The 17879-nt window shown below is 41.3% G+C and carries 14 protein-coding genes; 4 read left to right on the top strand and 10 right to left on the bottom strand.

Going from position 1 to position 17879, the window contains the following annotated elements:
• Window positions 1-366: 366 nt before the first annotated feature.
• From Q0R88_RS00425 to Q0R88_RS00385, 9 genes are all read right to left on the bottom strand, one after another.
• Window positions 367-1758: a Gfo/Idh/MocA family oxidoreductase gene (locus tag Q0R88_RS00425; RefSeq protein ID WP_295711102.1), complete on the bottom strand. Its 1392-nt coding sequence runs from the start codon at window positions 1756-1758 to the stop codon at window positions 367-369.
• A gap of 177 nt (window positions 1759-1935) precedes the next feature.
• Window positions 1936-2424: a peptide deformylase gene (locus Q0R88_RS00420; protein ID WP_295711099.1), complete on the bottom strand. Its 489-nt coding sequence runs from the start codon at window positions 2422-2424 to the stop codon at window positions 1936-1938.
• A 69-nt stretch (window positions 2425-2493) separates the two neighbouring features.
• The gene (locus Q0R88_RS00415) at window positions 2494-2694 is read right to left on the bottom strand and encodes a hypothetical protein (RefSeq protein WP_295711096.1); all 201 of its coding nucleotides are present in this window, start codon (window positions 2692-2694) and stop codon (window positions 2494-2496) included.
• A gap of 334 nt (window positions 2695-3028) precedes the next feature.
• Window positions 3029-3844 (bottom strand): glycerophosphodiester phosphodiesterase family protein, encoded by an 816-nt coding sequence (locus Q0R88_RS00410; protein WP_295711094.1) that lies wholly within the window; start codon window positions 3842-3844, stop codon window positions 3029-3031.
• Window positions 3845-3869: 25 nt separating this feature from the next.
• On the bottom strand, window positions 3870-6611 hold the full coding sequence (locus Q0R88_RS00405) for a hypothetical protein (protein ID WP_295711092.1): 2742 nt from the start codon (window positions 6609-6611) through the stop codon (window positions 3870-3872).
• Between the two features lie 24 nt (window positions 6612-6635).
• The gene (locus tag Q0R88_RS00400; protein ID WP_295711089.1) at window positions 6636-7733 is read right to left on the bottom strand and encodes an alkaline phosphatase family protein; all 1098 of its coding nucleotides are present in this window, start codon (window positions 7731-7733) and stop codon (window positions 6636-6638) included.
• 70 nt (window positions 7734-7803) lie between these two features.
• Window positions 7804-9378 (bottom strand): SusD/RagB family nutrient-binding outer membrane lipoprotein, encoded by a 1575-nt coding sequence (locus Q0R88_RS00395; RefSeq protein ID WP_295711086.1) that lies wholly within the window; start codon window positions 9376-9378, stop codon window positions 7804-7806.
• A 12-nt stretch (window positions 9379-9390) separates the two neighbouring features.
• The gene (locus Q0R88_RS00390) at window positions 9391-12702 is read right to left on the bottom strand and encodes a SusC/RagA family TonB-linked outer membrane protein (protein WP_295711084.1); all 3312 of its coding nucleotides are present in this window, start codon (window positions 12700-12702) and stop codon (window positions 9391-9393) included.
• Between the two features lie 179 nt (window positions 12703-12881).
• Complete coding sequence (locus Q0R88_RS00385) at window positions 12882-13466, bottom strand: phosphonate degradation HD-domain oxygenase (RefSeq protein ID WP_295711081.1); 585 nt, start codon at window positions 13464-13466, stop codon at window positions 12882-12884.
• 198 nt (window positions 13467-13664) lie between these two features.
• On the opposite strand from Q0R88_RS00385, the gene Q0R88_RS00380 reads away from it, so the two are divergent.
• The gene (locus Q0R88_RS00380) at window positions 13665-14243 is read left to right on the top strand and encodes an XRE family transcriptional regulator (protein WP_295711078.1); all 579 of its coding nucleotides are present in this window, start codon (window positions 13665-13667) and stop codon (window positions 14241-14243) included.
• A gap of 12 nt (window positions 14244-14255) precedes the next feature.
• Here Q0R88_RS00380 and Q0R88_RS00375 read toward each other — a convergent pair whose 3' ends face one another.
• Window positions 14256-14462, bottom strand: coding sequence for a GDCCVxC domain-containing (seleno)protein (locus Q0R88_RS00375; RefSeq protein ID WP_295711279.1), 207 nt, complete (start codon window positions 14460-14462; stop codon window positions 14256-14258).
• Between the two features lie 151 nt (window positions 14463-14613).
• Between Q0R88_RS00375 and Q0R88_RS00370 the strand changes: the two genes are divergently transcribed.
• From Q0R88_RS00370 to Q0R88_RS00360, 3 genes are read left to right on the top strand one after another with little or no spacing between them, the layout of a single operon-like run.
• The gene (locus tag Q0R88_RS00370) at window positions 14614-15300 is read left to right on the top strand and encodes an HAD hydrolase-like protein (protein ID WP_295711075.1); all 687 of its coding nucleotides are present in this window, start codon (window positions 14614-14616) and stop codon (window positions 15298-15300) included.
• Window positions 15301-15303: 3 nt separating this feature from the next.
• Window positions 15304-16665: a DUF5690 family protein gene (locus Q0R88_RS00365; protein WP_295711073.1), complete on the top strand. Its 1362-nt coding sequence runs from the start codon at window positions 15304-15306 to the stop codon at window positions 16663-16665.
• A gap of 59 nt (window positions 16666-16724) precedes the next feature.
• Window positions 16725-17855, top strand: a complete 1131-nt coding sequence (locus Q0R88_RS00360; RefSeq protein ID WP_295711070.1) for a TIGR03364 family FAD-dependent oxidoreductase — start codon at window positions 16725-16727, stop codon at window positions 17853-17855.
• The last annotated feature ends 24 nt before the right edge of the window (window positions 17856-17879 follow it).

Raw genomic sequence — 17879 nt, 5'->3', positions numbered from 1 at the left:
TATTCGCAGACTGTACCGGGCGAAGAAACATGATGGATAATAGATCCTTCACTATCGTTCAGGATGACAAAAAAAAGTTTTATGGGCAAATAACATGTCATTAAGAATCCCAGACTTACGAAGTTTTAAAAACTTCGTAAGTCTTTCGTCGCTTGTCATTTCTTCTTCGGAGGATCATGTTTTTTTTCATCCAAAATATTAAACGACTTGAGATCTCTTCATATATCTTGAGATTTAGTTGAATAGTAAGTGCATACTATGAGGCGTCCCCGTAATGAGATACGGGGCGCTTTTTTAGTTTAAAGATAAATACCCTTGCTGAAAAAAGTTTTAGCTTCCGGTGATTAATATCGCGGTTAGGTTTACTTACACTATCTTCATATTCTCTGCATCCCAATGGATTACCTTGTTTTCAAAATAGCTATCGTTACAGGCTAAACAAGGCGCTGCCGCCCTAAACCCGAATACCGCATCCTCAACCACAGGCTTACCCGTCCTGATGGAATCAAAGAAGTTGGCAAAGTGGTCATTTGAGGTATTGTAACCCTCCGGAGCCCTGTAGGTAATACCGGGGATAGCAGGGGCTTGCTGATCGGCTTGCGAAAAGCGTTTATTATAATCGTTCGTTAAAGCTTTCTGTTGCGCTTCGGTAAAGGTTGATAGCGAATCCCAACCGCCAATGCCGGTGGCTACCGGCATTTTACTTTTGGTGATGGTAAAGCTATCATCGCCCATAAGGTTCATTACACCTTCCGAGCCTACAATTTTGGTGGTACTATGGTCGCCCTCACCGCTAATGAAATTAACCCGGAGCGTTACCTGGAAAGCAGGGTGCTCTTTTGTTTCGCCATAATGGATCACCGCGCTCATCACATCGGGCACATTGCGGCCATCTTTCCAATAGGCCAGATCGCCGATAGAATATATCCTTTCGGGCCCTTTTGAGCCGGTTATAAAATGGATGCCGCTAAGCAGGTGGACAAATAAGTCGCCTGCAACACCGGTACCATATTCGCGGTAGTTCCTCCACCTGAAGAAACGTTTGCTATCATAATCATACTTCATTTTTGCGTTTGACTGAAACCGGGCCCAATCCACACTTTGCGGCGATGCGTCAAGAGGGATAGTATATTGCCAGGCGCCCAAAGCGCTTTGCCGGTTAAATGAAGCCTCTATAGAATTGATCTTGCCGATAGCGCCTGCATCATATAGCTCTTTAGCTTTTTTATAGGCAATACTGCTTACCCGCTGGCTGCCCACCTGGAAAACCATTTTGGTATCCTGCTGCGCTTTTATTTCGGCAAGGCCCTGGCTTATTTTGTGCACCATGGGCTTTTCGCTGTAAACGGCTTTGCCGCTGTGCATGGCATCAATAGCTATCTGGCTGTGCCAGTTATCGCTGGTGGCAATAATTACAGCATCCACATCTTTACGGGCTAATATTTCACGATAATCGCCGGTAGTAAAAAGGCTTGCTCCGTAAACTTCCTTTGCCCTGTCCAGCCGTCCCTTGTATAAATCGCAGCAGCCAATCAGCTCCACACCTGGAACGCTTAATGCTGCTTGGGTATCATTAAATCCCATGATACCCATACCTATGGTTGCTATGCGGATCTTATCATTTGGTGAGATGCGTTTCTCGGCGCGCAATATTCTAAGTTCATTTTCTTCCCTGGCTGCTAAACTGCTGAGGGATGCGGAAGTTAACAAAACGGAAGTACCCAGGTGCTTTAGGAATTTTCTGCGATCGGTAGACATAGCTGTAAGTTAAGTTTCAATAATTGGTTATTATGTTGACGGCAAGGCGCGGTCACTAAGGTTTACAGCAGGCAATTTAATAAAGGGAAATGAGAATACCAGTGATTATCAAAAATAAGGTAGGGGATATGGGATGGTTCCGGGAACTCAGCTACCGCTGATCAACTCGACGCTTTTTTAGGACGCCCTCCATTTAAAGGAGGTATTGTCAATAGCTCTCATGGTGCACAAAACGCCGTTTAAGTGGTCGTACTCATGCTGCAGCAACTCTGAAAGACTGCCGTCCATTATCCATTGATGTGGCTGCCATTGCTCGTCAAGATAGTTTACGGTTATTTTTTGATGCCTTTTTACTTTAACCAGCAAGTTTGGGAAACTCATGCAATCATCCCATAATTCAAAAAGGTCTGCACTTGGGTCAACAATTTCGGGATTTATAAAGACTACAGGCTTATCAATATTCATATAAATAAGCCTTTTCATAATACCTAACTGGGGCGCTGCAATGGCCCTGCCAAAATGATATTTATTCCTGATCTGCTCCATCACGTTGTGCATATCAGCAACCCAGTCCTTTACAAACTGAAGCTCTGTTTTTAAAACCGGCGTTGAGGTTTGATACAGACGTTCATCTCCAAGCATTAACAGATCATCCAGTGTTTTCATTTTGATGGGTAGGTTTTATTTTACCCTTTCGTTCCCAGGCAGAGGTAAAACTTTATTAATAAAAATAGTTTAAGGGTTTAATTTATCCACTATATCCTCATCAAAATAATCCGTAATTACATAGATCTGTTCTGTTAAAAAGTCGAACATTAAAACCATACCGCTTACCTGCATTTGCTGTTTTAACTCATATTCGCTGCTTTTATAAAAATGCTTTTTTTTTATTGTATGTTTTATTGCCGGCAAATTAATCCATATAAGTGTTTTCACTGGTGCCGTAATAAGTGTAATTTCAGGGCCATTGATAAATATATTCGTTACAACCCTATTTAACTTTTTACTTCGGGATAAGGTAACGCCATAATTAATAGATACTAAAAGTAAAATAAAAAAAAACTCAAGGCCACCAAAAAAGAGAATTGACCCCGCTGATGATTTATATAATAGAGGTGTATATATCAATATGACTACTAATGAAGTAAAGAAACTTCGCCCAAAAAACTTTATATGCTTTTCAATTAATTCAAATAGATAAGGATTCGCTATATATTCCATTTTAAAAAATGTGCTTAAATATATAGCAAATCCTTAACCTAAAAAACTTTTACCTTAAACCTTTCTCCTTTAAAAACTTCACCAAAGCGGCTGGGTGGTCGGTTTGTAAACCTCTCAGCCCTTTGTCCAGTGCCTTGTTCCAATCAGCCGGGCCTTCACCTGCACTTTGAATATCAGGCCAAACCGGGATGTGGTATTTATCGGCCAGTGCAACCATATCATTAGTATATTGATTGTATGAACCATCAAGTATATCGGGATGGTATTTGTCAATAAAGCTATCCATGCCTGCCACAGTTTTAACGCTATCGGGTAAGCTCAGCATTAACGGCATTTGTGGTGCTGCCTTGCGCCAGCCGGTAAACTGAGGTGCACTGTTTATATAAACCAAAACCTGTTTTTCCATACCGTATTCTTTTATCACCTGGTAGGCCAGCTCCGGATCGGCCGCTTTAAAATCCAGGTAGATATTGATCTTGTTTTTACACAATGAAAGGATCTGTTTAAAGGTTGGAATATGGAAAACTTCCGTAGTACTTGTGTCCTTACTTTTTACCTTTAACTCCAGTAATTGAGCAAGTGTGAAATCTTTAACATTGCCTTTACCATCGGTCATGCGGTTGATGCTGCCGTCATGCATACTCACCAGTTCACCATCTTTGGTGGTGCGGAGGTCAATCTCCACATAATCGGCTTCGTTTTTGATGGCTTGACGGTAGGCTTCCAGTGTATTTTCAGGATATATCACATGATCTCCCCGGTGAGCGGCTATTATAAACTTATGTTTTGATTTTGGAGCGGGGTTTGGGGTGAAAACCCCTGTGCTTAAAATAAAAGCTATGAATGAAATAAATGAAAATTGCATTTGTTTTTAGGTAGATAAAAGGTTATTAATTAACTATAGTGCCCGACGTTTTTTTTCCTTTTTGCTGTTTGTAATGATCTTCGCGTTCGCGATCCTCATCGTCCATCTCGGGGCCCTTTTCAATTTTGCGCCAGTTAATGGTTTTGTTGTAACGGCTCATTGCTTTCTGCGGATCAAATACACGGGTATCGCTCTTCACAAAAGTGTAAGGGGTATAATCAGGCTTGTCTGTAAAAAAGTCCTGTAGTAATGATGCGGTAACATCATATTGGTTTACATAAGGGACATCAAGGATATTATAAATGGTTTTTAATATCGATCCAAAATTGGCATGCGTATGGCTCACATAACCTTTTTTAACATAAGGCCCGGCCAGCATCAGGATGGAACGGTGCGCATCTATATGGTCAACTCCACCTTGCGGGTCATCCTCTGTAATAATTACCAGCATGTTTTTCCAATATTTGGTACGCGATAAAAAGTGAAGGATGCGGCCAACGGCCAGGTCATTATCAGCCATGTATGATTGCCTGTAGGGATAACCATCTTTCGGTCTTATATCGGCCCCGTGATCATTGGGTACCTGCATAGTAATAAGCGAAGGCATTTTCTTTTTGCCCTTTATCCACATTTTGGTGAACTCACCTTCAAATTGATCCATTCTAAACTGATCGGGAATGTTGGTGTTAAAGCCCGCGTAATTGTGGCTGGTACGGGTAAATAAGGCCTTTTGCATAGGTACCATTACAAGGTGGGCGGCGCCGGTGTTTACATCCTGCCAATCTTCGCGAACGTGTGCGGTTTCATTAGCTTCGCCAAAATTGTAAAACTCTACATGTTTACGTTCCAAAGCTTCCCATAAACCGCCTGTTTCTGCATAATCCTCAGGATCCATGCTTCCGGTTGAACCGGGGAAACGACGGCCTGGAGCTTTTGAGAAAAGCTTGGCTGTTTTGCTTACGTTTGAATTAGCTTCAACCCATTCGTTAGGGATAACGCCCATCATCCAGTGATGCCCGTGTATGGATGCATCACTATCGCAATAGTAGTTATCAGAAAACGCAAACTGTTTGGCTGCTTTTATATGGTTTGGTGAAACATCAAGATTTGGGAATTTTACCTTTAAGGCATCTGGTAAGGTATATTCGCAATGCACGCCAAACCGGGCTAAGGTGCTGTCGCCATCGGCATTTTTTAGCTGCCCCAAGACCTCATCATAAGTACGGTTTTCTTTAGTAATGTAAACGATGTATTTTATTGGTGTAGGTGACGAACCAGGCAATACCGGCAAGGGGTTTTTAGTAACTGCGGATATTGGTTCACTTACAAAAGTATTTCCTATAACTTGCCGGGTGTACGCTGCAAGTTGCGCATCGGTAGGCATGGCCACTTTTTGAAAGGTGCCCAATTGAATATCGCCAATATAGGTACCCTGCGGTGGGGCTACAAAGCCATGCCCGCCGTTAGGGCCGGCACCGTAACCGCGGCATGATGTTATGTACAATTCGCTTTCATCGGCAGATAACTTTACTCTTGAAGTTCCCCAGCCAGTAGGAATAAGGCCTCTGGTACTTTTGGTAGGTATATCAATTACTGCCACGGCATTAAAGCCTAAAAGGGCAACATAGAGTGTTTTTTCATCTTTGCTTATGCTGATACCGAAAGGCAATAACCCTCTGAATTTATCAATACGATTATCAACCTTAATTGGGATATCGCCCAGCAACTTATGGTTTTTGTAATCAATAATGGTAATATTATCATTGGTGGCATTGGTAACATAGGCGTATTGACTGCCTACAGCTATTGAATTTGGACTTGCGCCACCTGTTACTTCGGCATCCTCCAGCATTTGGCCAATCTGGTGGCCGGTTTTAAATTTATCTGTAACCTGATTGCTGGCTAAATCAATGGTGAAAACACTCATCGCTTCGGGGGATAACGGATCACCAACTCCCGGGATCTTTCTGCCTTCAATTACCGTTCCCTCGCGCGATTCTTTGGTATTATCGCCATAGGGGTGCTGCGATATCATGATTGAATCGGCATTTTTGGGTGTTGCGCCGCTGATGAGCGGGTAGGCGTACCTACCAACGTTGGCAACAAAGGCAGTTTTTTTATCCGGACTTAAAGCCAGGCCAAACGGTTGTCTGCCGGCATTAATTGATGCCGTTATTTTTTTTGTGCTCAGATCAATCCTTACCAAACGGAAGTTACCACGATCAAGTACCAACAGTTCATTTTTATCGCTATTAAAAAGCAGGTCGGATGTAAAACTGTCATCATATTCCTTGCCGCCAATATTACCGTTGAGGGATAAGGAATCTGTTTTAATAAACTTTTCGGCATCATAAACAATTACGGCCCCGTTATCGCCGCCACTAAGGTATAAGGTTTTTGAATCGGGAGAAAAAGCAACGCCTAAAAATGAGCCATTGGGTAGAGGCGAGGCAATTTTTTTACCATAAGCGGGTACCCTGATTCCATTCATAGAGGCAATGTCAATGAGTGTTATAACCCCATTATGCAGGGTTACTGCCTTTTTACCATCTGGGGAAACAGAGAGGCCAAATGGATCATGCGTAATGCGGATGGTTTTGCCTGCAGGTGTTATAAACCTGCCACTTGGTAAAATAGAGGTGCCGGCAGTATCAAATTTACTATATTGATTAATGCCCGGTACCTGCAAAATATTTACTTGCTTTTGAGCCAAAGCAAAATTGCCTGCGCCTAATAACATGAGTAAGGTTAATAGATTACTTTTCATAGGGTACAAACTAAATAATTAAAATTATTTAGTTTGGGTAACACTGCCAATTGCATCGCCAACTTCATGACCTGCGGCTGCTTTAAAATCAAATCCAAGCAGGTTGGCTATGGTTTGTGCAAGTTGTTTATGATAAATGGTAGTTGGTGTTTTTATTACGCCTGTTGGTGGAGTATCGGGGCCGATTACAGCAAACCATGTTTGTTCTGAATTGGGTGTATCGGTGCCGTGGGTGCGCCAGTTTTCTAAAGGTACATCGCCCCGGCCATGGTCACAGGTAATTAGCAAGGTAGTTTTGTCTTTGTACTGCGGGTCGGATTGTATGTACTGCCATAACTGACCTAAAAAGCCATCCTCTTTATGGGCAGATTGCAAATAAAACTTGTAGTTACCCTCATGAGCCAAATCGTCTGTTTCATCAAACCCTAAAACCAGTACACGCGGTTTATATTGTTTCAGATATTCAAAGCCAAATTCAAAAGTTAAAAAATCAAGCCGCTCATCGGGGCCTATAATCTCTGGCACTTTATGTTGAATTTCGTTCAAGTATTTTAACCGCTCGCTTGCCTTAGGATCATTAAAATTAGTATAACCCGAGTTTACCATTAAACCGGAACGATTTGCATTAAGTATAAAAGGAAAAAGCTGCCATGATGAAAATACGGCCACCTGGTTCTTAAATCCTTTTTGCTTGCTCAGGTATTCAAATATGTTAACGTTGGGATTAAATACCTCATCGTTAGAATTTATCTTTACATCCGGGAAACCGGTGAATATTTCGTTATAGCCAGGGTACGAAAAATGATATGGGTTAGCAACCTCATCTTTGTTGCCCTCGTCCCTGTTGCCATAAAGCTGGCCTTCTTGCCCTATAACATTCCAAAAAAATGGAAGCAGCAACTTGCGGCGTTCCTGAGGGGTTGGTGCCCAGAATTTCTTGGTAATACCTCCTTTATCGCTGGTAAATTTTGAATTGATAATGGCCGAATCGGCGCCGCGATAAAGTTCTTGCCAACGAAAGCCATCAAGTGTAACAACTATTATATTTTGAGTTTTATGCTTCTGTGCTAATAAGGTGCTGAACGAGGCACCGAACAATAATAATGCAATAAACTTTTTCATGGGTTTTTTGAGTTAAAAATAAAGGCCCCGGTTAAGGAGCCTTTATTGATATTAATATAAAAATGTTTAACTATTTCAAAATGTACATAACACCATTTATATCATCGTTACCACCGTATTGGCCGGCCAATGCTTTGTTATAATTAATAGCATTTGAAGTACGCTCAGAACCGGGATATTGAAAACGTAAAGCGATACGGGTGCTATTACCTGTACCTGGTCCGGTTGTAAAGTTTGGTACACCAGTACGGCGATAGGTGAAATACGACTCCAGGCCTGACTGACGGAACAATGCCAGGTATTTTTGCTGTAATATTTTGGTAAGCCCTGCCGCATCTGCACTATACTTAACACCCGATTGCGCGTAGTAAGTAGTCCAGTTAACATTGATAGGATAAGTATCGTAATTTGCAGGGTTTGCAGTACTTGTTGAACCCGGACGATAAAACGAAGCTGTAAAAGTACCAGTGCCTGTTGGGATACTATAATAAGCGAATGAAGCCTGGATGCCTTTAATGTAATAATCTTCGGCGTTACCGGTTGCCCAGCCACGATTAATACCTTCGGCAATGTTAAACATTAGTTCTGGATAGCCAACCTGAACAGCGGGCTCGCCTGTGAAGGTAGAATAGTAATGTTTTCTGTTTATGAATGAGTATTTTCCTAACGATGCGTTGTTATACATCACGCCCAAATCCAAACCGGGATCGGCACCTATAAATGATGAAAAAGCGGTAGGGCTTTCCTTCAGGTTATCCACGTTGTAACGGGCAGGCTCGGCAGTAACAAATACGCGCGGGTCTTTTAAATTGGTTAATAAGCCAATATAAGTAGCTGATGAATTTTTACGACCACCATTTTGACCGAAATTATCAGGTGTTTGCGGATAGTAATTGGTTGGGACCACAAAAGTATACTGAAAGTTATCAGCGGCGCTTGTCATGATAGGATATATTGCAGGACTACCAACTACTTTTGCAAATTGCGCGGCAACATCAATGTCTCCATTTTTTTTGCTTAATTGTACTAATAATCTTATCCTGAATGAGTTTACAACTTTTTGCCATGCAGCTAAATTGTTGCCAAGATAAATATCACCCGCAAGCGTAGTATTACCTGATGCGATCAAGGTGTTGATATCAGTATTGGCGCTTTCCAACCAGGCCAATGATTGAGTCATTACTGTTTTTTGCGAATCGTAAGCAGGCGTTAGATTCTTTTCGCCTTGTAAAGCCTGAGTCATCGGAATATCTCCCATTTCCATGCTCATTTTGCTGAAAAGATAGGCCCTGAAAAACTTACCCAGGGCACTGTATGGATTAACAGCCGGGGCACCTGCCTTAACAGCCTGGTCTTCCATAGCTACCACGTTTTTTAAAGTGGTGTAGTAGTTATCACCGCTACCAAAATCATAACGGTTGTTGCCGTAATAATCATAATTGTAAAGAAAGTATTGTGAGTAAATTTCCTTTGAGCCATCCGGAAATTCAGCAATGTTGTTCAATACACCGTTAAGTAATAAAGAGGCCGGTACCGCGGTGGGTACGTTTTCATTCACGGTTAATTCCTGGAAACTCTTTTTACAGCCTGTTACGGTCAATATCATAAATACTGCCAGTAAATTAATGCTTAAAATCTTTTTCATATTCATCTGTTATTAGAATGATAAATTTAAATTGAAGCCGTAGCTACGTACTGTTGGCGATTGCAATACAGTTTGAGGCTGGACACCATTGTATTGGTCAAGATCCACATCCTTAAAGCGTTTGTCTTTGTAGAAATACAACAGGTTACGGCCGTAAAGCGAAGCGGAGATTTTTTGGATAAAGCTTTTTTGTAACCATGCTTTAGGGAAATCGTAGCTAAAGGTAACTTCACGTAATTTACTGAAGGTTTTATCCATCAGGTTTGATTCATCAACGTTGTAATATTTACTCACATAATCCTGAACCAGGGCAGTTTGTTTGTTACTTGCAAATTGCAGATCGCCATAGTTTTTTATGGCACCGGTTTGTGAATCAAGGTTGATTGGTACTGGTTTACCATCGGCACCTTTGTTTGATACAACTACACCCGGACCAACATAGCTGCCATTATAGCCTGCAACGTGATCGTAGTTGTAGTCTCTCCAGTCTTTATAACGAGCATCGCCAAGTGCGCCAGTAGCAGTTTCAATATTTGCACCACCACGCATTGTTTTGTTGTGCATGTAATCAATAATAACACCACCAACGGCACCATCAAACTGGAAGCCCATGCTTAAGTTTTTGTACCTGATCTTGTTGGCAATACTCCAGTTATACTTAGCATTCATATTACCCAATACCTGGCCACCTACTGATCTTGGCTTACCTGCTTCGTCATTAATGATCTGGCCGTCTTTAGTCCGTAAAAATTTACTGCCGCGTAAAACATCAGTACGATCGCCAACTTTATAATAACCTTGATAGGTACCATCTTGACCCGGAGGCAGTTCCTTGTAAACTTCTTTATTGGTCGCAACGTTCACCAATACATTCCAGGTAAATCCACCCAGGTTTTTAATTGGTGTACCCTCTAATGATCCTTCATAACCAGACCGCTTGGTTTTTAAAGTATTTAAATAAAGTGTAGTATAACCAGTGGCGGTTGAGATTGCACTTGGGAAAATCCTCGGCCCGTCAATGTATTGAAACGCGCTACCGCTGAAACCTAAACGGTTTTGCAGAAATTTAATATCAAAGCCTTCTTCGTAGTTTACACGGGTAGATGTTTTGATGTTGTTAGCATACAGGTAGTCGGTTGCATAACCGGCTGTTTGGCCGTTATATGGCTTATCTGTTCTAAATGAGGTATTCAATGAATAATCCGGACCGTTGTAAGGTGATGCATAGGTGGAGCCATAACCCAGTGGATTGGTAAATAATGGATTATTGGTATTTGGACCACCACCGAAAGCAGTTATAGCGCTGAAAGGGGCCGGACCAATTGTTGAGCTGGAAGCATCTGCCCTTACGTTGGCATATGAACCACGCAGTTTCAGGAATGAAATTACCTCTGGCAATTTAACGTAATCAGAAACTACGGTAGCTACTGATACACTTGGATAAAAATAAGTGACCGGGTTTTGGAATGCGCTGGTATGATCGCTGCGGTAAGTTGCTGATAACGTTGCATATTTACCAAACGACATATCTAACGAAGCGTAGTAGCTAAATACACGCTCAGATGAGTGGAAGCTGGTTGCTTGTACAGGGTTTTTTGAGTTGCTGAAAGCGTAAACCTCAGGCACGTTCAAATAGTCGGTAGATACCCAGTTTGAATTGTAGCTCATGGTACGCAGGTTTGAACCTACTAAACCCGAAAGATTTAAGAAATTCTTAATGGTATAGTTGTAGTTCAAAATTAACTCAGTGTTGTTATCAAACAAATCGCGGCGATCTTCGCGGTAGTCGCCCTGGTTGCCTTCACGGCCGTATGGGTGGGCAGAATACGGAAGGTCTTCGGTACGTAAAATGTTATACGTATCAATTTGCGAACGTAACCTTAAATTCAGGTTATCATTAAATTTATAAGTACCACCCAAATAACCGTAAGTGTCATTTTTGTAATGGCCACGGGTCCATTTTTGAGTTAGCAAATAAGGGTTGTGGTAACGTTGGTATTCTTCAAACTGTGATTGAACACCTGTTTTACCTGGCTGCCAAATGGCTTTAATATCAGGTGCATTAACATCCCAGTCGGCACCGGTCCAGATAGAGATGTTATAGATAATACTGTTAGGGCCGTATTGAACATCAGGGAAATTATCAGTTGATTGTCTGTTGAAATCAATGTTACCTTCAAATGTCAATTTTGGAGTTGGCGTAAATGACGCGTAAAAGTTGGCATTTGCAATATTTAAATACTGTGAAGGGATATAGCTGGTTTGATGTTGCTGTGAAACCGAAAAGCGGGTTGTGTAATTATCGCCAACAACGCCTAATGCAACGTTGTTGTTGGTTTGTGTACCAACCTGCAAAAAGTTTTTAAGATTATCCTTACCGCGGGCTAACCAAGGGGTACCCTGGCGCACACCATTAATAATTGGGCTATCATACTGAGGGATTAACTGGCCGTTAAAATACGGACCCCAAACGTCATAGTCACCATCAACACCACCTCTTGCGCCACCTTTACCGTCAACAAATTCGTAAAATGTGTTTTCGCCTGGTCCGTAAGAGTTTTGAGTACGCGGGAATGCTAAAAAGCCCGAGTTTAATACAGTACTGCTGTTGATATCAACAGTTAAGCCTTTTTTGTTTTTATCACCTTTTTTTGTGGTGATCAGGATAGCGCCATATTGTGCACGGCTACCGTAAAGCGCTGCCGCAGCAGGACCTTTTAGTACGGTATAAGTTTCGATATCATCCGGGCTGATATTATAGGTATCAGTGTTGATTGGAAAACCATCCACAACATATAATGATACCTGGTTACCACGGATCAATACGTTAGGGTTACCCAATAACTCGGCAGATGGACCAACCGATACACCGGCAACCTTACCTATTAAACCTGCAATTGGGTTAGGGTCACGTGCTGTAGTTAAGGCATCACCCTGAACTGTTTGTACAGCGTAACCAACACGCCTGGTTTCCTTTTTAATACCCAATGCGGTTACAACAACTTCGTTTAATGTTTTGTTGTCGCCGGTTAGGCTTATATTGATCACTGCTTTATCACCAACAACTGCTGATTGTGAAGTGTAACCAATAAATGAAAACGAAAGAGTTTGACCTGCACTTGCAGAAATGATGTAACGGCCTTCAATATCTGTAACTGTTCCTTTATTTTGTTCTTTAATTCTCACACTTACCCCGGGTAATGGTAAATGATTCTCGTCGGTAACTGTACCGCTTATTTTGCTTTGTGCTAATAAAATAGATGGCGCAATACAAAATAACAAAACCGTAATAACGGTTTTTAATTTCTGGTAAAACTTATTCATCTGCTAAAATTTAAGGGTGAAAGATTTGCTTTTTTCATACAGCAATACTAAACTTTGTTTATTATTAGTAAACCAATTTAATATTAAGCTATACTTAAGCTTTTGTTCACCCTGTGTTAAGCAGTGAGTTTTTGTAACGGAAATATCACACGTCCGTTACAAAAACTTAATATGAGGGTTTAAGCGTTAACCTGTTGTAAATGAGTAAGTGCAATAGTTTTTAAATAGGCAATGTTATCAACAGGGACATTTATCTCCTTAGCCATATCATCCCAGTAACGCAATCTGATAATCAGTTCGGCATCCGGACTAAGCTCAAAATCAGCAGCTTCATCAGCAGTCATCACGCCACCCTGAAAATTCAACGTTGCTTTGCTTGCATCTGATAGCCGGTTATAATACTCCGGGTATTTATAAGTAAGGTACCTTTTGGCAATTACGTGTCCCTGTACCAGGTTGGCTACCCGCTCAGAAAATCCGCGTTCCAGCAAATAGTCGGCTCCAATTTGTTCATGGTCAACATTGCCCATGCCATCCATACTTTCTGCTTCACCGGCTTCGGCACATAAATGACCAATGTCATGAAAAAAGGCAGCCAAAATTACTTCATCGTCATGTCCTTCTGCCTGTGCCAATGCAGCGGCCTGCGACATATGCTCCAGCTGCGAAACCGGTTCGCCAATATAGTCTTCGTCGCCAAATTTTTCATAAAGTGAAAATACCTCTTTCACTACAGCCTGCGGGTCATAAGATGGAAATGTCATATTGTTAGGTTTTTATTGCAAATTAAAGCGATTAAGGTTATGGTATTATTAAATGTTTATGAAATATTTTAAACTCAATCTTTTGATTGGTAATTAAATTAACCCTTTAGTTAAAATTTAACCTTTATTAACAAAAAAATCATTTTGTATAAGATGTGTTATTAATTACTTTGCAAAAGTTTATTAATACTAAACAGGATGGAAGAAGATATACTGATACAGATCAGTAACCGTATAAAAGAACGTAGAAGAGAGAAAAATATAACTGTGCAGGAGTTGGCCGTAAGGGCCAATGTAAGTAAAGGGCTAATATCGCAAATAGAGAATAGTCGTACCGTACCATCACTTATTGTATTAATAGATATAATTCAGGCGCTTGAAATTGATCTTAACGAGTTTTTTAAAGATATCAGGTCAAAAGATAGTCCGGTACCGATATTGATAAAACGCAAAAGCGAATACGAACATTTTGAAAAAGAATATGCCGATGGTTTTCATTACCAAAGGATATTTACTCAATCTATAACGCAATCCACCGTTGATATTGTAATACTTGAACTGGAGCCTGATGCATCGCGGCCGATGGTTGAAACAGAAGCGTTTGAGTATAAGTATATTTTAAACGGCGAGGTAGAATACCGCTTTAATGACGAAAAAATAATACTTCATCAGGGAGATTCGATGCTTTTTGATGGGCGTATCCCGCATACACCCAAAAACCTGGGTATCACAACCGCAAGTATGCTGGTTATTTATTTTTTTGAGGAAAAGAAATGAATTTGAAAAAGGCTAACAGCAGGATTTGTTAGTTTGCAAAGGCGGGCATTTGTGCGTGCCATAGCTGCAAAATACACAGCAGTCGCCTTGTTTTGGTTTTAACACCACCTTGCAGTTATTACACTGGTAAAAAAACTGACAGGCATCAACCGGCATTTCTTCTTCTGATTTAAAACCACATTCCGGACATGTAATTTCAGAAATCAATGTAACTTGCATTTGTAAAGTTAAGTCGTGATTATCAAAATCCAAAGCGATATTTTCAAATCCTCAAATTTTTTTAGTTGTATCCCTTAACTAAACCTTAACATAAATTTAGTTTGGTATTAATAAAATAAGTTTAGTATTGCTAAACATTTTATATTTGTTTATGAGTATTAAATTAGTTGTTTTTGATATAGCCGGCACTACGGTAAAGGATGATCATGAAGTGAGTAAAGCCTTCCAGGCTGCAATGAAAAAATCGGGGTATGCGGTTGAAATATCAAAGATAGACCCATTGATGGGTTATGAAAAGACCCTCGCCATCAGGAAAATGTTAGGAGAGCATGAGCCGGATGCAACTATAATAACTGATAAGCTTGTAAGCACTATTCATAAAGAATTTGTGCAGCAAATGATCAATTTTTATCAATACGAACCAGGCATTGAGCCCTTGCCCAATGTAGAGAAAACATTGGCTGCTTTGCGTGCAAATGGCGTATTGGTAGGTATAAACACAGGTTTTTCGCGCGATATAGCTGATACAATAGTTACCCGCCTGCAATGGCGCGAAAAAGGATTGATTGACTACGTGGTAGGATCAGACGAAGTGGAGTTTGGTAGGCCGCATCCATATATGATCCAAAAAATGATGTTGGCAGGAGGGATAACCGATCCATTGGAAGTTGCCAAAGTAGGGGATACTGAAGTTGACGTTCGCGAGGGACAAAACACAGGTTGCAAATATGTAATTGGTGTTACCACCGGCATATTTACACGTGCCGAGCTGGAAAGCTACAATCCTACCCATATTATTGATGATATAGCACAGGTTATTGATATCATAAACCAGTAAACAATGAGCCCGATTGACGGTTTAAGAGCAAAAGTTGCCAAATGGCCATATTCGCTGCTTTCTGTAATGGCCGCCATTTCGGCGTTTGGCTTGTATACTTCGATGTACGCTTTCCGTAAGGCTTTTGCTGCCGGCACTTTTACCGGGCAGCAATACCTGCATGTTGATTACAAAGTTTGGCTGGTAATTGCCCAGGTAATAGGATACACCCTAAGTAAATTTTACGGTATCCGTTTTATTGCCGAAGTGAACAGCAAAAACAGGGGGCGCTATATTTTAGCGCTTATTGGCTTTGCCTGGCTTGCTTTGCTCGCTTTTGCCTTTGTTCCCGCTCCCTGGAATATTGTTTTTCTTTTCCTGAATGGTTTTCCGTTGGGGTTGATATGGGGTTTGGTGTTTGGCTACCTCGAGGGCCGGCGCTCAACAGAGTTCATGGCCGCGGTATTGTCTATCAGCCTGATATTTGCATCGGGTTTTGTAAAAACTATTGGCCGCACGCTGCTCACCGTTTTTCATGTGAACGAATATCACATGCCTTTTTTAACAGGTGCTATTTTTATTTTACCCCTGTTATTGTTCGTTTTTTGCATGGAACTGATGCCTGCCCCAAATGCCGAAGACAAGCTGTTGCGTGCGGAGCGCAGCCCCATGAATGCTACCGAACGTAAGCAATTTCTTGTTCGGTTTTTACCCGGTATTATACTCACTATTATTATATACGTACTGCTCACCATTATGCGCGATGTGCGTGATAATTTTGAAGTGGAGATATGGGCCGACTTTGGGGTGAAAAGTAACAGCATATATACCAATATTGATTCTATCATATCCGTTATTGTACTGGTAGGTATGAGTTTGCTGATCCTCGTAAAAAAGAATTTGCGGGCATTTAGCATTATTCACCTGTTTATAATTGGTGGATGTGTATTGGTGGGTGTTTCAACCCTGCTATTTTCTTTAAAAATGATCAGCCCGATAAGTTGGATGACCATGGCGGGGCTTGGTCTTTATATGGGCTATGTTCCTTACAATGCTATCTTTTTTGATAGGATGATAGCTACCTTTAACTACCGCAGTAATGTAGGCTTCATTATGTACATAGCCGATTCTATGGGTTACCTGGGCAGCGTGAGTATCTTGTTTATAAAAGAGTTGGGGCGTCCAAACATTAGCTGGGGTACGTTTTTTAAAGAGGGTGTAATGGTTGTTGCTGTTGTAGGGGGCATTTGCAGCGTGCTATCGCTGATTTACTTTTTGCAAAGCGCTAAGGGAGGTCAAAATTCAAAAGTCAAAGTTCAAAAGTCAAAAAGTAACACGGAGTTTACTGCTAATGACTTAATGAGTAATAACCCAATAAATGAATAAATCATTGGCTTTTGCAGGTAACCTTGCTTAGACCAATGAACTAATGAACCATTGAACCAATGAACAAAAATGCTATAGTAATCGGCGCGGGAATAGTAGGCCTTGCAACCGCCCGCGCTCTTGCCATACGTGGTTATAAAGTAACCGTGTTTGAGCGTAATGAACGTGCGGTTGGTGCTTCCATCCGTAACTTTGGGATGGTTTGGCCAATAGGGCAAGCCACCGGACCTATGTTTGAACGTGCCATGTTATCGCGTAGCATCTGGAAAACCATTTGCACCGAAGCCAATATCTGGCATAATGAAGTTGGCTCATTACACCTGGCTTATCATGATGACGAGTTGCAGGTAATAAAGGAATATGTAGAGGTAAATCAACAACATCGCGATTGTGCTTTGTTAACTCCCGGGGAAGCCATTTTAAAGTCGCCGGCCATTAATACCGATGGATTGAAGGGAGCATTGTGGAGTGGTGAAGAAATGATTATAGAATCGCGCGAGGCGGTTGGGCAGGTAGCTAAATACCTGGCTGATAAATTCGGTGTTGAATTTCATTGGAACACAGCTATCAGCCGTATAGAACATCCTAAAGTATTATCTGGAACCCAAAGCTGGCAGGCTGATGAAATATACGTTTGCAGCGGTGCCGATTTTGAAACCTTGTACCCCGAACTTTTTGCTGAAACTAAAATAACTAAATGCAAGCTGCAAATGATGCGTTTGGTTACGCAGCCGGATGAATGGCGTATTGGTCCGTCATTATGTGGTGGTTTATCCATGATCCATTACCCCGGTTTCCAGGCAGCTGCATCATTGCCTGCTTTGCGTAAACGTTATGAGGAGCAGTATGCGGTTCATTTAAATTGGGGGATTCACGTAATGGTTTCTCAAAATGGTAGTGGTGAGCTTACCATTGGCGATTCGCATGAGTATGGGCTGGTGCATGACCCATTTGACAAGGCATTTATTAATAATTTAATAACGGAGTACTTACATACTTTTGCCAACTTTAAGGACTGGAACTTATTGCAATCATGGCATGGTATCTACCCCAAAATGACAAACGGCGCAACTGAACTTATTGTGGATGTTGAGCCCGGTGTAACCATCATAAACGGCCTGGGTGGTAACGGAATGACACTTTCATTAGGTTTATGTGAACAGGTGATTGCTAAAAGGAAGGATAATTAGCTGATAGTCCATAGACCATAGTCG

The sequence above is a fragment of the Mucilaginibacter sp. genome (genome assembly GCF_025362475.1).
GTDB lineage: Bacteria > Bacteroidota > Bacteroidia > Sphingobacteriales > Sphingobacteriaceae > Mucilaginibacter.
Note: the sequence above shows the minus strand (reverse complement) of the source record. Positions and strands in the feature narration are given on the sequence as shown.

Excerpts from the sequence above, each read along its gene's own strand:
- Q0R88_RS00425 (WP_295711102.1), bottom strand. The coding sequence starts at position 1,758 with ATGTCTACCGATCGCAGAAAATTCCTAAAGCACCTGGGTACTTCCGTT.
- Q0R88_RS00420 (WP_295711099.1), bottom strand. The coding sequence starts at position 2,424 with ATGAAAACACTGGATGATCTGTTAATGCTTGGAGATGAACGTCTGTAT.
- Q0R88_RS00410 (WP_295711094.1), bottom strand. The coding sequence starts at position 3,844 with ATGCAATTTTCATTTATTTCATTCATAGCTTTTATTTTAAGCACAGGG.
- Q0R88_RS00405 (WP_295711092.1), bottom strand. The coding sequence starts at position 6,611 with ATGAAAAGTAATCTATTAACCTTACTCATGTTATTAGGCGCAGGCAAT.
- Q0R88_RS00400 (WP_295711089.1), bottom strand. The coding sequence starts at position 7,733 with ATGAAAAAGTTTATTGCATTATTATTGTTCGGTGCCTCGTTCAGCACC.
- Q0R88_RS00395 (WP_295711086.1), bottom strand. The coding sequence starts at position 9,378 with ATGAAAAAGATTTTAAGCATTAATTTACTGGCAGTATTTATGATATTG.
- Q0R88_RS00390 (WP_295711084.1), bottom strand. The coding sequence starts at position 12,702 with ATGAATAAGTTTTACCAGAAATTAAAAACCGTTATTACGGTTTTGTTA.
- Q0R88_RS00385 (WP_295711081.1), bottom strand. The coding sequence starts at position 13,466 with ATGACATTTCCATCTTATGACCCGCAGGCTGTAGTGAAAGAGGTATTT.
- Q0R88_RS00380 (WP_295711078.1), top strand. The coding sequence starts at position 13,665 with ATGGAAGAAGATATACTGATACAGATCAGTAACCGTATAAAAGAACGT.
- Q0R88_RS00375 (WP_295711279.1), bottom strand. The coding sequence starts at position 14,462 with ATGCAAGTTACATTGATTTCTGAAATTACATGTCCGGAATGTGGTTTT.
- Q0R88_RS00370 (WP_295711075.1), top strand. The coding sequence starts at position 14,614 with ATGAGTATTAAATTAGTTGTTTTTGATATAGCCGGCACTACGGTAAAG.
- Q0R88_RS00365 (WP_295711073.1), top strand. The coding sequence starts at position 15,304 with ATGAGCCCGATTGACGGTTTAAGAGCAAAAGTTGCCAAATGGCCATAT.
- Q0R88_RS00360 (WP_295711070.1), top strand. The coding sequence starts at position 16,725 with ATGAACAAAAATGCTATAGTAATCGGCGCGGGAATAGTAGGCCTTGCA.